This window comes from Pseudomonas sp. M5, from assembly GCF_016907075.1.
In the GTDB taxonomy this organism is placed as follows: Bacteria; Pseudomonadota; Gammaproteobacteria; order Pseudomonadales; family Pseudomonadaceae; genus Aquipseudomonas; species Aquipseudomonas putida_E.
Genome location: NZ_JAFBBH010000001.1, coordinates 4,780,608 through 4,794,207 on the forward strand (window position 1 = coordinate 4,780,608; position 13,600 = coordinate 4,794,207).

Here is a 13,600-nt window from a genome sequence, read left to right on the forward strand (position 1 = left end):
TCAGGCCACACTTCATGGAACAACCTGTCGGCCAGCCGGCCTACGTGCTGCACAGCCGTGCCTACAAGGAAACCAGCGCGCTGGTGGACTTCTTCACGCCGCAGGGGCGCGTGCGCGCGGTGTTGCGCCGTGCAAGGGGCAAGGGTGGCAGCCTGGTGCGGCCGTTCGTGCCGCTGGAAGTGGAACTGCGCGGCCGCAGTGAGCTAAAAAACGTCGGGCGCCTGGACAGCATGGGCATCGCGGCCTGGCTGCACGGCGATGCACTGTTCAGCGGCCTCTACCTCAATGAACTGCTGATGCGCCTGCTACCTGCCGAAGCACCACAACCGGAACTGTTCGAGCACTACGCTCTGACCTTGCAGGCCCTGGCCGCCGGGCGCCCGCTGGAGCCACTGCTGCGTTCCTTCGAATGGCGGCTGCTGGAAGACCTGGGTTACGCCTTTGCGCTTGACCACGACGTCAGCGACGAGCCGATCGAGGCCGACGGGCTGTACCGCTTGCAGGTCGATGCCGGCCTTGAACGCGTTTACCTGGTTCAGCCTGGCTTGTTCAATGGCGCCGAACTGTTGGCCCTCGCCCAGGCCGACTGGGATGCACCTGGTGCGCTGCTCGCGGCCAAGCGCCTGATGCGTCAGGCGTTGGCGGTCCATCTGGGGCCAAAACCGCTGGTCAGCCGGGAACTGTTTCGCAAGCGCTGAGCTCGTCGTATGCTGTGGGGCTAAATCTTCAGGAGAGCCTTTCGTGACTCACAGCAACCGCATGCTTCTCGGCGTCAACATCGACCACGTGGCTACCTTGCGCCAGGCCCGCGGCACACGCTATCCGGACCCGGTCAAGGCTGCGCTGGATGCCGAGGAAGCAGGCGCCGATGGCATCACCGTGCACTTGCGCGAAGACCGCCGGCACATCCAGGAGCGCGATGTGGTGCTGCTCAAGGACGTGCTGCAAACCCGCATGAACTTCGAGATGGGCGTCACTGAAGAGATGATGGTGTTCGCCGAAAACATTCGCCCGGCGCATATCTGTCTGGTACCTGAAACACGCCAGGAACTGACCACCGAGGGCGGCCTCGATGTGGCTGGGCAGGAGGCACGCATCAAGGCTGCGGTAGAGCGCCTGTCGCGCACTGGTGCTGAAGTGTCGCTGTTCATCGACGCCGACGAGCGGCAGATCGAAGCCTCCCGCCGCGTGGGTGCCCCTGCCATCGAGCTGCACACCGGCCGTTATGCTGATGCCCAAACGCCGACTGAAGTTGCCGAGGAGCTCAAGCGGATCGTCGATGGCGTCGCTTTTGGCGTTGCTCAGGGGCTGATTGTCAATGCCGGCCATGGCCTGCATTACCACAACGTCGAGGCGGTGGCGGCAATCAAGGGCATCAATGAATTGAACATTGGCCATGCCTTGGTGGCCCATGCGCTGTTCGTAGGTTTCAAGGCGGCGGTGGCAGAGATGAAAGCGCTGATCGTCGCAGCTTCGCGCTGATCATCTGCGCTGCTGTACGCAGGCGGCCCATGGGTTAATGCCATTCAGTTATGCGATTTGGGGCCGCTTTGCGGCCCATCGCCGGCAAGCCGGCTCCCACAGGTACAGCGCAGGCCTCAAGAGCTGCGCAGTCCCGGTGGGGTCTTTTCATTTGCGTGCTAACAGCGTTGCGCGGCGTGGGGCGGGCAACCCCTCGATGGTCTTGCTATGGTCGTTCGGGTCGAGGAAGTCCCCCAGCGACTGGTAGCGCATCCATTCGGTGCTGCGCTGCTCCTCGACGCTGGTCACACTGACATCCACGCAGCGCACATCGCTGAAACCCGCACGGCGCAACCAGCGCTCCAGCGCCGGGACCGACGGCAGATACCAGACATTGCGCATCTGCGCGTAGCGGTCTTCAGGCACCAGTACCTGCTGCTCGTCGCCCTCGACCACCAGCGTCTCCAGTACCAGCTCCCCCCCTTTGACCAGGCAGTCCTTGAGCGCCAGCAGGTGCTCGATGGGGGAGCGGCGATGGTAGAACACCCCCATGGAAAACACCGTGTCGAAACCTTCCAGGCTGGCTGGCAGTTCCTCCAGCGCAAACGGCAGGTGCCAGGCCGGCAAGTCGGGCAGGTACCGCTGCACGGCCTGGAACTGGCAGAAGAACAGCCAGTTGGGGTCAACCCCGATGACCATGTCGGCGCCTGCACCGAGCATGCGCCATTGGTAATAGCCGTTGCCGCAACCGACATCGAGCACACGCTTGCCCTGCAGGTCCAGGTGCGGTGCCACGCGCGACCACTTCCAGTCCGAGCGCCACTCAGTGTCGACATGCACGCCGAACAGGTCGAACGGCCCTTTGCGCCAGGGCGCCAGGCCCATCAGGGCCTGGCGCATCTGCGCGCGGGTGGCGTCGTCGCAGTCACAGTCCAGACGCAGGCCGTCGGCCAGGTCGATTTCGCTTGGCTGCAGTGCCGGCAAGGCGTCCAGCGCACCGCGCCAGCGCTCGAGATCGCCGTGGCCTTTCTCCAGCTTGGCTTGAAGTTGTGCTTGCAGGCCTTGCGACCATAAAGCCAGTGGGGTGCCCGCCAGGCGGCGGACGAGGGGGGACAGATCGATCATGGCAGGGCTATCAGCGAGGCGAAATTAAGGCATTGGAACCAAGGCACCACCTTGCTGAAACCCGCCGCGCGCAGGCGCTCGGTGTGGGTGTGCAGGGTGTCGGGTTTCATCACGTTCTCGATGGCGCTGCGCTTCTGGGCGATTTCCAGTTCGCTGTAGCCATTGGCACGCTTGAAGTCCAGGTGCAGTTCATTGAGCAGGGTCTGCTCCTGGTCATCGGCGAAATGCAGTTTCTCCGAGAGGATCAGCGCGCCACCGGGCAGCAATGCCTGACGGATGCGGCCGAGCAACGCCAGGCGCTGTTCAGGGGCGATGAACTGCAGGGTGAAGTTCATCGCCACCACCGAGGCAGGCTCGAAGGGCAGGGCCAGGATGTCGGCGTCCAGTACCTGAACCGGCAGCAGTTCCTGGAACATCGAGTCCTGCGCGGTGAGGTACTGGCGGCAACGTTCGACCATGGCCGCGGAGTTGTCCACCGCGATCACCCGGCAGCCCTCGCTGCGCACATGGCGGCGCAGCGACTGGGTAACGGCGCCAAGGGACGCGCCGAGGTCATACAGGGCGGTATCGGGCTGGGCGAAGCGCGCCGCGAGCACACCAAGGTTCTCGACGATGGTCGGGTAACCGGGCACCGAGCGCTTGATCATGTCCGGGAACACGCGCACCACGTCTTCGTTGAACACGAAGTCGGGAACTTGCTCCAGAGGCTGGGCGAAAAGGCGGTCGGGTTGTTTGCTCACGGTGAATCCAGGCGGCTGACAATTGGCAGGGCCGGCATTCTAGCCAAACCGCGCCAAGGATGCATGGTCGGCTGACCAGCGCTGTGCGTTCAGTTGACCTGCACCGCGCAGTCGAAGGTCTGTACAGGCCGAACTTCCGGGGCCCAGGGCTGCTGATAGACCAGCACCAGATGGCCTTCGCCTGCGGCACGGGCTTCGAAGCGCCAGGTGGAAATGCCCGCGCTGCCGACGATGCCGGCTTCCTCGGGGGCGCTGTAGACCTCGGGGCCGAGGCTGCGCAAGATGTTCGAGGCCGGGTTCTGCACCAGCCAGCGGTAGCCGGTGGAGGGGTTGCTGGGCAGGGTCAGGGTGAGCGCCTGGCCGACCTGCATGCGCTTGGGGCATTCGCTTTCAGCGTCCAGTTCGACGGTTTGCCTGGGCTGCTGGGCGCAGGCGGTAAGCAGGACGAGGCTCAGGGGAACGAGCAGACGAGGGACAGTCATGGTAGCTCCAGAGGCTGGCGAAGGCCTGAGGATAACCGATGATAGATGGGTTTTGTGCTATCAGTGCCGGCCTCATCGCCGGCTTGCCGGCGATGAGGGCGTTGCGGGTCAGAACAGCACTTTAGCCACGTCGGCAAAGCGCTTGGCAAAGTGCACGGTCAGCCCTTCACGCAAGTACTCAGGCAATTCTTCGAAGTCCCCGCGGTTGGGCTCGGGCAGGATCAGTTCGAAAATCTTCTGCCGCCGCGCTGCGATGACCTTCTCGCGCACACCACCAATCGGCAGTACCTGGCCGGTGAGGGTCAGCTCGCCGGTCATGGCCACCCCTTTTTTCGGTGCCTGGTCACGGGCCAGCGACAGCAGTGCGCTGGCCATGGTGATACCGGCGCTCGGCCCATCCTTGGGCGTGGCACCTTCTGGCACGTGCAGGTGAATGAAGGCTTCGTTGAAGAAAGCCGGATCACCACCAAATTGCTTGAGGTTGGAGCTGACGTAGCTGTAGGCGATCTCGGCAGATTCCTTCATCACGTCACCCAGCTTGCCGGTGAGCTTGAAGCCGCGATTGAGCGTGTGGATGCGGGTTGCCTCGATCGGTAATGTCGCGCCACCCATGCTGGTCCAGGCAAGGCCGGTAATCACGCCTTTGCCTGCCAGCACCTGTTCACTGCGGAACACGGGTATGCCGAGTGCGGCCTCCAGGTCTTTGGTGCCGATCTTGAGCTTGGCATCCGGGGCTTCCAAGAGCTTGACCACGGCCTTGCGCACCAGTTTGCCCAGCTGTTTTTCCAGCTGGCGTACGCCGGCTTCGCGGGCATAGCCCTCGATCACGGCGCGCAGGGCGCTATCGCTGATGGCCAGGCTGGTCTTGGCCACGCCGGCCTTTGCCAGCTGTTTGGGCCACAGGTGACGCTTGGCGATGGCCAGTTTCTCTTCGGTGATGTAGCCGGACAGGCGGATCACTTCCATACGGTCGAGCAGAGGGCCGGGGATCGAGTCCAGCGTGTTGGCGGTACACACGAACAGCACCTTGGACAGGTCCAGGCGCAGGTCCAGGTAATGGTCGAGGAAGTCGACGTTCTGTTCGGGGTCCAGGGTTTCCAGCAGCGCCGAGGCCGGGTCGCCCTGGTAGCTCTGGCCCATCTTGTCGATTTCGTCGAGCATGATCACCGGGTTCATCACCTCGACATCCTTCAGCGCCTGCACCAGCTTGCCTGGTTGGGCGCCGATGTAGGTGCGCCGGTGCCCCTTGATCTCGGCCTCGTCGCGCATGCCGCCGACGCTGAACCGGTAGAACGGGCGCCCAAGCGATTCGGCGATGGACTTACCGATGCTGGTCTTGCCCACGCCTGGCGGGCCCACCAGCAGCACGATCGAACCACTGATCTCGCCCTTCCAGGCGCCCACGGCGAGGAACTCCAGGATGCGTTCCTTGATGTCATCGAGGCCCGCGTGATGCTGGTCGAGCACCTTGCGCGCATGCTTGAGGTCGAGCTTGTCCTTGCCATACACACCCCAGGGCAGCGCACTGGCCCAATCCAGGTAGTTGCGGGTGACGGCGTATTCGGGGGAGCCGGTTTCAAGAATGGCCAGCTTGGCCATTTCTTCATCGATGCGCTTTTTTGCCTGCTCCGGCAGGGTCTTGCCTTGCAGGCGCTGTTGGAACTGTTCGAGGTCGGCACTGCGGTCGTCCTTGGTCAGGCCAAGCTCCTGCTGGATGACCTTGAGCTGTTCCTTGAGGAAGAATTCGCGCTGGTGCTCGCCGATCTGCCGGTTGACCTCGGCGGATATCTCATTCTGCAGGCGCGCGACTTCGACCTCTTTGCGCAGCATCGGCAGGACCTTTTCCATACGCTTGAGCATGGGCACGCAATCGAGCACTTCCTGCAACTGGTTGCCGGTGGCCGAGGTAAGTGCGGCGGCAAAGTCGGTCAGTGGCGATGGGTCGTTGGGACTGAAGCGGTTGAGGTAGTTCTTCAGCTCCTCGCTGTACAGCGGGTTGAGCGGCAGTAGTTCCTTGATCGCATTGATCAGGGCCATGCCGTAGGCCTTGACCTCGTCGGTCGGCTCGCTTGGCTGGCGTGGGTATTCGACTTCGACCAGATAAGGCGGGCGATGGTGCTTGAGCCAGGTGCGGATGCGTACACGGGTCAGGCCCTGGGCGACGAACTGCAGCTTGCCGTTTTCGCGGCTGGCATGGTGCACCTTGACCAGGGTGCCGTACTCCGGCAAGGCCGCAGTGTCGAAATGGCGGTGGTCTTCGGGAGGGGTGTCCATGAAGAACAGGGCCAGGCAGTGGTCCGGTGTCTTGGCCACCAGGTCGAGGGTTTCGGCCCAAGGCTCTTCGTTGACGATGACCGGCAGTACTTGTGCTGGGAAGAACGGGCGGTTGTGGATCGGAATCACGTAGACCTTGTCCGGCAATTGCTGGCCGGGCAGGGCGAGGGCGTGGCCGGTTTGGGCCTGACCATCAAGGTGTTCGATTTCGCTGTTTTCGTCGGGTTGTTCCGGAAAATCCTGCTGGTCGCTCATGGGGCACCTGCGTGAATGGCTATGGTGCTTAGATGGGGCGCGGGGGAATGGGTTTCAAGCTTCAAGCTGCAAGCTTCAAGCCGCAAGAAAAAAGCGGGACCTCGCAGACCCCGCTTTCGCTTGTAGCTTGCCGCTTAGTCGGCGAGTTTGTAAGCGATGATGTAATCGCCCATTTTGGTGCCCAGCGAACCGTGGCCGCCGGCGACGATCAGCACGTACTGCTTGCCGTCCTTGCCGGTGTAGGTCATCGGCGTGGCTTGGCCGCCCGCTGGCAGGCGGGCTTTCCACAGCTCCTTGCCATTGTTCACGTCATAAGCACGCAGGTACTGGTCCAGAGTGCCGCTGAGGAAGCCGACACCACCGGCAGTGACGATCGAGCCGCCCATGCTCGGCACGCCTACCGGCATGCCGATCGGTATCGGCGTGCTGTCACGGGTGGTGCCGTTCTTGCGCTTCCACACCACTTTGTTGGTGAACAGGTCGATGGCCGCCACGTAACCCCAGGCCGGTGCCTGGCACGGCACGCCCAGCGGCGACATGAACGGGTGCATGATCACGGCGTAAGGCGCGCCGGTGTTGGGCTGCACGCCGCTGGTTTCGCTTTCGCGCTTGCTGCCGGCGGCAACCTGTTCGCGCGGCACCATCTTCGACACGAAGGCCATGTAGTTGGGCGAGGTGAACAGCAGTTGGCGCACCGGGTCGACCGAGACGCCGCCCCAGTTGAACACACCCACGTTGCCTGGGTAGACCAGCGAGCCTTGCTCGGACGGCGGGGTGTACTGGCCCTCATAGCGCAGTTCGCGGAACTGGATGCGGCACAGCATCTGGTCGAACGGTGTGGCACCCCACATGGCCTGTTCGGTCAGGTCCGGGCCGAGCAGATTGAGGTCGGAGCGGGCCTGGGTCGGTGCAGTGTGGTCACCCTTGACCGCACCTTGCGGTACCGGGATCTCGCGGATCGGCACGATGGGGGTACCGTCGCGGCGGTCGAGCACGTACAGGCTGCCCTGCTTGGTCGGTACGATGATCGCAGGCTTGACGCCTTCCTTGGTCTTCAGATGAACCAGGGTGGGCTGGCTGCCAACGTCCATGTCCCACAGGTCGTGGTGGGTGAACTGGTAGTTCCAGCGCGCCTTGCCGGTAGCAAGGTCCAGGGCGACCACGCCTGCGCTGTACTTCTCCGCACCCGGGGTACGGTTGGCGCCATACTGGTCGGGTGTCTGGTTGCCCAGCGGCAGGTAGACCATGCCCAGGTCTTCATCGACGCTGGCCAGCGACCACATGTTGGCCGAGTTGCGGCTGTAGGTCTTGCCAGGGGCCAGTGGCTGGGTATCTTCGGGGTTGTTGCTGTCCCAGTTCCAGACCAGGCGGCCATCGTGCACGTCATAGGCGCGGATCACGCCGGAAGGCTCGTTGGTCGACTCGTTGTCGGTGACATGGCCGCCGATGATCACCAGGCTGCGGGTGACCGCCACCGGCGAGGTGGAGTAATAACCGCCGGCGGTGAACGGGCCGATACCGGTGGTCAGGTCGATCGCGCCCTGGTTGGCGAAGCCTTCGCAGACCTTGCCGTTGTCGGCATTGATGGCGATCAGGCGGGCGTCGGCAGTCGGCAGGTAGAGGCGGCGCGGGCAGGCTTGGGCCACGGCTTGGCCTGCGTCGGAGACTTTCGGTGCCGGGCTGCCGTCGCGGCTGACGTAGTTGTTCTCGTCATAGTACGAAACGCCGCGGCAGGTCATGTGGGCGAAGCCCTTGAACGTACCCACCGGGGTCTTGATCTGCGGGTCGTAGCGCCAGATCTCGGCACCGGTGTCCGGGTCCAGGGCCAGCACCTTGCTGTGGGCGGTGCAGGCATAGAGCATGCCGTTGGCCTTCAGCGGGGTGTTTTCGTTGGTCAACTCGACCGGGTCGTTGTCCGTTGGCAGGTCACCGGTGCGGATGCGCCAGGCTTCTTCCAGGCGGTAGGCATTCTGCGGGGTGATCTGGCGCAGCGGCGAATAACGGTCACCATGCTCGGTGCGGCCATAGGCTTGCCAGTCGCCGTCGGGCATGGCCGGTGCAGCACTGCCCATTTCGCTGTTGTCGCGGCCCAGTTCGCCAAACACTTCGCCCGGGTGGGTGAACTGGCTGCCCAGCGCGCAAGCGCCAGAGGCGATCACGGCAATGCTGAGCAGGGCGGTATTGGCCTTGTTGCCCGGGCCGGTCAGCGGGCGGCGTGCCCAAGGCAGCAGCAGCACAACGCCGATGGCGAACCAGATGGCCAGGCGTGGTACCAGTTGCCACCAGTCCAGGCCCACTTCCAGCAGTGCCCATGCCGTGCTGCCCAGCAGCACCAGGCCGTACAGGCCCAGGGCAAGTCGGCGCTGAGCCAGCAGCAGTGCGCCCGAAACGGCAAAGCCGATACCGGCGATCAGGTAATACAGCGACCCGCCGAGCTGGCTGAGCTTGATGCCGCCCGCCAGCAAGGCCAGGCCCATCAATAGCAGCAGTACGCCCATCAGGCGCGGTAGCCAGCGGCTTCCATTCTTGGCACCGTCAGTGCTCATCGTATGTTCTCCGTTAGGTGAAGGGTTGTCAGAAAGTGCTTTGGATCTTCAGGCCGCCGATCAGGGCGTCGTCCACCTGCGACACCCCGCCCGGATGGCGGATGTACTGCAGGTTCGGGCGCACCGTGAGCCAGTCGGCCAGGTGAATGCCGTAATAGAGTTCAGCGCTGTACTCGGTGTCCTGCACGGGCAGGAAACCCGGATTGTCGTAGTCGTCGAGGCCGGCCGCCTGGTTGGCCAGGCGGGCGTTCTTGCGGTAGGCGGGGTTGACGTGCACGCGGGCGAGGGCGAAACCGATGTCGTCCTTGGCGCGGGCATCGAAGGGGCCCTTGTATACCAGTCCTGCCTGCACATAGTTGTCGATGGCATTGGTCTTCTTGTCGTGCATTGTGGCGTTGGCGAACAGGCTCAGGCCGCGCGACTGGTCAGTGGCCAGCGAGGTAACCTGCTGCTGGGCGCCGATCCACAGGCCGTGCTTGCTCGAACTGCTACGGTAGGTGGCGCCACTGATGGCGGCCGGCTGGCCGTTGCTGTCCTTCAGAACATCCTGTGCCTTGGCATTACTGTAGTAGTACCCGGCGCGATATTCCCCTTTCAGGCCATTGACCCGCGGGCTCCACACCAGTTCGATCGGCATTACCGCACCCTGGGTACCGCTGCCGCTGAGTTTGAAACCGTTGCCGGATTCGAGGTTGGAGGGGTTCTGCTCGAACACCCCGACCTGAGCATAGAGGGCGTCGTTTATGTTGTAGCGCACACGTAGCGCCCACTGGCTGACCGGCCAGTTGTACCAGATGCCCCCGACCCAGTTGCCCACCTGCGAGCCGCAGAAGGCCAGGTTCTGGAAGTCGCAGGGGAAACTGTTGAAGTCCTCGCCTTCACCGAAGCGGCCGAATTTCACGTCCAGGGCGCCATCGAAGTATTTCTGCCTGATCCACATCTGGGTCAGCCGCCAGGTTTCACCTCGGCCCCAGACTTCCTGGGCCGAAGTGAAGCCGCCGACCCGCGGGTCGTTGATGCGGTCGTTGCTGATGTTGTCCCCGTGGCGTTCGGTGATGGTCAGCTGCAGTTCGGTGTCTTGCCAGCCCAGGATCTTTTCCAGGTCCAGGTGGCTGCCAAAGGTGAACTGGTCGCTGTAACGCGCGGTGCGGTCGTGGTCGTAACCGCCGTGTAGGTTGCTGCCCATCTCGCCGGTGTAGCCAAGGGTGAAGTCGTAGCCTTTTTCCAGCAGCTCGCTGCGGGTGCCGCCCCAGTCACCAAGCATCCACGGTGAGTCGCTGGCGAACATTTCACTGGCGCTGGTGGTGGACGAAAAACAGGCGGCCAAGGCAATCAGGGCGGTGCCGGTGTAGCGAATGTTGGGCAGTAAGAACATGAGATAGCGCTATCTTTTGATTGTCGAAAAAACGGCAAACGCACCGATGAGCGAGCTCTTCGATGGAAATGGCGACAGGAAAGGTGAGTGAAGCGATTCAGCTTGCGGCGGGGAGGATATAGGGGAAGTTGTAAGAAAAAAAGACAAATTGTCGCAGTTGATTGTTACGCCCACGGTAACAGTGCGGGAATGGGGCGCACAGCGCCCCTTGAAGATCAGAAGGTCGTGCGCAGGCCTACTTCCACACTACGCCCCGGCGCCGGTGCGATATCGCGCAGAATCGAGCTGGCGTAACGCACGGTCTGATCCGTCAGGTTCTCACCGCGCACGAACGCCAGCCACTGGCTCTGGCCGATATCGAAGCGATAACCCACACTCGCTCCCAGGGTGGTGTAACCATCGGTGCTGGTCTCATTCGCCGGCTTGCGATGCTGCGACGCGGCATGCTGCACATCAACGCGTGCCTGCCAACGGTCCAGCTCCCAGACCAGTCCGCTGTTCAGCCGCAAAGGCGCAATGCGCGGCAGCGGCTCGCCACTGTCGAGGTTCTTGGCCCGGGTGTAGTCGCCCGAAAGCTCGAGGGCGAAACTGCCGTAGCGGTTCTCGACCAACTGCCAGCGATCCTGGGCCTCGATGCCGTAGAAACGCGCCCGCACGCCCTGGTACTGGTACTCAGGGAACCCGCCGTCGTCGTGATCGTGGCCATGATCATCGTCGCCATGGTCGTGGTCATGGCCCTCTCGCATGTTGCCCGTGCCGATCAGGCCGATGTAGTTGCGAAAATGGCTGTAGAACACCCCGACGCTGCCCTTGTGGGTGCCATTGTCGAAGCGCAGGGCCAGGTCGGCGGAGATGGCTTTTTCCTTGTTCAGGCTGGCATCACCGACTTCATAAGCCCCGGTGGCGACGTGGGCGCCGTTGGCGTACAGCTCGTAGAAGGTCGGGGCACGTTCGGTGTAACCGACGTTGGCAGCGAGCGCCCAGACCGGGTCGAGTTGGTACACCGCCCCCGAAGACAGGCTCAAGGCATTGAAGCTGCTGGCGCTGTCGGCATCGACGAAGTTTTCGTTGCCTTTGGCATCCGGGTCGACGCGGGTGTGTTCCAGGCGCGCACCCAGGCTCAGGTCGAGGCGCTCGGTGGCCTGCCATTGCTCAAGCATGAACAACGCCAGGCTATCGGTATCGGTGTGCGGCACGAAGGCTTCTTCACCCAGTGCCGAGAATTCATTGCGGCTGACCTGGGCGCCGATCAAGCCTTCCAGCGGGCCGATCGGTTGGTGCCTGGCCTCGATACGCGCCTCATAGCCCTTGTTCTTGAAGGTGGTGTGCACTTCGCCTTCTTCGATTTCGCTGTGCTGGTAATCGGTGTAACCGGCATCGACCTTGACCGAGCTGAAGGGACCCTCGAGGTCACGCAGTTCGGAGGCGAAGCCGTAGTGATCCTGCTTCATGTCCAGGCGCACGCCGGACTCGGCCACCGAGCCGTAGTTACTGTCGTAGCGGCTGTAGGACAGGCCCGCATAGCCGTGATCCCAGTGGTAGGACCCGCCCACTGCGCCGCCATCCTGGCGTCCGTCGCTGTTTTCCAGGCGGTGCTTGCTGCCGGGCTCATCAGCGTCGCGCACCTTCGAGCTGCGGGCGTAGCCTGGGATGCGCAGGTCGTTGAACTGGCGGCTGTTGGCATCCAGGTGCAGGGCGAAGGTGCCGTCACCGGCTTCCAGCTTGCCGGCACTGCTGCGCGTGGTATCGGCACCGCCGTAACGCAGTTCGCCGGCACCGTGAATGCCCTCGATGGGCGCGTCGGGGATGCGGTTGTCGAAGGTATTGACCACCCCGCCGATGGCGTTGCCGCCGTAGAGCAAGGCGGCGGGGCCACGGACGATTTCGACGCGCTCGACGGTGACCGGGTCCAGTGGCACGGCATGGTCGTACGACAGCGCCGAGGCGTCGAGAGCGCCGACGCCGTTACGCAGGATGCGGATACGGTCACCGTCCAGGCCGCGAATCACCGGGCGGCTGGCGCCGGGGCCAAACCAGGTGGAGGCGACGCCGGGCTGTTTGTTGAGGGTTTCGCCCAGGCTGCCGTGCTGTTGCTGCAGCAGGTCGTCGCCTTCGAGCACGGTGCTGGGGGCAGCCAGCTCGCGGTTGCCCAGTGGGTTGGCGGTGATGACCTGGGGTTCGAGTTCCACGGCCTGGCTGGGTGATGAAGCGAGCCAGAGGGCGACGGCGAGGGGAGAGAGGCGTAGGGGAGAGTACAACATGGAAAGTGACGGTCCTTGGCAGAGTCTTTTATATTGTTACTGTATAACATCACTATTTCAGCACAGAGGTTTCAGCGTTTGCCAGCGGTTTTTGTATTGACGGTGCCGCGCCCCCTTCATCACTACACTCGTGTAATGTGCGCATCTTTTTATCCGCGGGAGTACTGGCATGAGCACGGCCAACCACAACGCGCTGCACGGCAAGACCCTCGAGCAGATCCTCACCGAGCTGGTGGCGCACTACCAATGGCAGGGCCTGGCCGAGCGCGTGGATGTGCGCTGCTTCAAGAGCAACCCGACCATCAAGTCGAGCCTGACCTTCCTGCGCAAGACGCCCTGGGCCCGGGAAAAAGTCGAGCAGCTCTACGTGAAACTGCAGCGCAACGCCTGAGATGCCGCGTCATCCCTGGCTGACCCTGGCTGCAGTGCTTGGCTGGCTGGGCCTGGCTGTGCAGGTGTACCTGGTGCTGCTGGCGCGCTGGCAGGAAGCGGCGAGCCTGATCGGCGGGCTGATCAATGTGTTCGGCTATTTCACGGTGTTGACCAATACCTTGGTGGCGACGGTGCTCAGCTATGCGGCGTTCGGCAGGGAATCAGGCGCCAAGCGCTTCTTCCTGTCGCCCTCGGTAAGTTCCGCCGTGGCCGCCAGCATCGTGCTGGTGGCGCTGGCCTACAGCGTGTTGCTGCGGCATCTGTGGCAACCCGAGGGGTGGCAATGGCTGGCGGACGAACTGCTGCACGACGTGATGCCGGCACTGTACATTGCGTACTGGTGGTTCGCCGTGCCCAAGGGGCATTTGCGGCTCTGGCACCTGGGGCCGTGGGCGCTGTACCCGGCGGTGTATTTCGGCTACGCACTGTGGCGGGGGAGTGAGATCGGGGTCTACCCGTATCCGTTCATCGACGTTGCAAGCCTTGGCTACGGGCAGGTCATGCTCAATGCCTTGGGCGTACTGGCGGGGTTCTGGGCAATTGCGCTGGTACTGCTTGGGCTCGATCGCTGGCGCGGGCGGCGGCTTGCTCGGCCTGTGCAGGCCCCTTCGCGGGTGAAACCGCGAAAGGACCGGGCCTGACGACGCAC

At 63.4% G+C, this 13,600-nt stretch carries 11 protein-coding genes; 4 read left to right on the top strand and 7 right to left on the bottom strand.

Features of this window, described 5'->3' with window-relative positions:
- Positions 1–14: 14 nt before the first annotated feature.
- The gene (recO, locus tag JOE27_RS21775) at positions 15–698 is read left to right on the top strand and encodes a DNA repair protein RecO (protein WP_012312994.1); all 684 of its coding nucleotides are present in this window, start codon (positions 15–17) and stop codon (positions 696–698) included.
- 43 nt (positions 699–741) lie between these two features.
- A complete protein-coding gene (pdxJ, locus tag JOE27_RS21780) occupies positions 742–1,482 on the top strand; it encodes a pyridoxine 5'-phosphate synthase (protein WP_204919873.1) in 741 nt (246 codons plus the stop codon).
- 147 nt (positions 1,483–1,629) lie between these two features.
- Here pdxJ and cmoB read toward each other — a convergent pair whose 3' ends face one another.
- The 7 genes from cmoB to JOE27_RS21815 all read right to left on the bottom strand — a co-directional run bounded on the left by cmoB (position 1,630) and on the right by JOE27_RS21815 (position 12,519).
- Complete coding sequence (cmoB, locus tag JOE27_RS21785) at positions 1,630–2,586, bottom strand: tRNA 5-methoxyuridine(34)/uridine 5-oxyacetic acid(34) synthase CmoB (RefSeq protein ID WP_204919875.1); 957 nt, start codon at positions 2,584–2,586, stop codon at positions 1,630–1,632.
- Complete coding sequence (gene cmoA, locus JOE27_RS21790) at positions 2,583–3,326, bottom strand: carboxy-S-adenosyl-L-methionine synthase CmoA (protein WP_046787789.1); 744 nt, start codon at positions 3,324–3,326, stop codon at positions 2,583–2,585. The genes cmoB and cmoA overlap by 4 nt, the downstream gene beginning before the upstream one ends.
- Before the next feature lie 89 nt (positions 3,327–3,415).
- Positions 3,416–3,808 (bottom strand): protease inhibitor I42 family protein, encoded by a 393-nt coding sequence (locus tag JOE27_RS21795; RefSeq protein WP_046787788.1) that lies wholly within the window; start codon positions 3,806–3,808, stop codon positions 3,416–3,418.
- Between the two features lie 108 nt (positions 3,809–3,916).
- Entirely contained in the window at positions 3,917–6,337 is a 2,421-nt protein-coding gene (gene lon / locus JOE27_RS21800; RefSeq protein WP_046787787.1) for an endopeptidase La, read from the bottom strand.
- 134 nt (positions 6,338–6,471) lie between these two features.
- Positions 6,472–8,883 (bottom strand): glucose/quinate/shikimate family membrane-bound PQQ-dependent dehydrogenase, encoded by a 2,412-nt coding sequence (locus JOE27_RS21805; protein WP_115273701.1) that lies wholly within the window; start codon positions 8,881–8,883, stop codon positions 6,472–6,474.
- A gap of 28 nt (positions 8,884–8,911) precedes the next feature.
- The gene (locus JOE27_RS21810) at positions 8,912–10,258 is read right to left on the bottom strand and encodes a carbohydrate porin (RefSeq protein ID WP_119688354.1); all 1,347 of its coding nucleotides are present in this window, start codon (positions 10,256–10,258) and stop codon (positions 8,912–8,914) included.
- 215 nt (positions 10,259–10,473) lie between these two features.
- Positions 10,474–12,519, bottom strand: coding sequence for a TonB-dependent receptor (locus JOE27_RS21815; RefSeq protein WP_204919877.1), 2,046 nt, complete (start codon positions 12,517–12,519; stop codon positions 10,474–10,476).
- A gap of 169 nt (positions 12,520–12,688) precedes the next feature.
- Here JOE27_RS21815 and JOE27_RS21820 point away from each other — a divergent pair, with 169 nt between their 5' ends.
- Complete coding sequence (locus JOE27_RS21820; protein WP_046787783.1) at positions 12,689–12,910, top strand: VF530 family protein; 222 nt, start codon at positions 12,689–12,691, stop codon at positions 12,908–12,910.
- A gap of 1 nt (position 12,911) precedes the next feature.
- Positions 12,912–13,592 carry a Pr6Pr family membrane protein gene (locus JOE27_RS21825; RefSeq protein WP_115273704.1) on the top strand — a complete coding sequence of 227 codons (681 nt, stop codon included), beginning with the start codon at positions 12,912–12,914 and terminating at the stop codon, positions 13,590–13,592.
- The last annotated feature ends 8 nt before the right edge of the window (positions 13,593–13,600 follow it).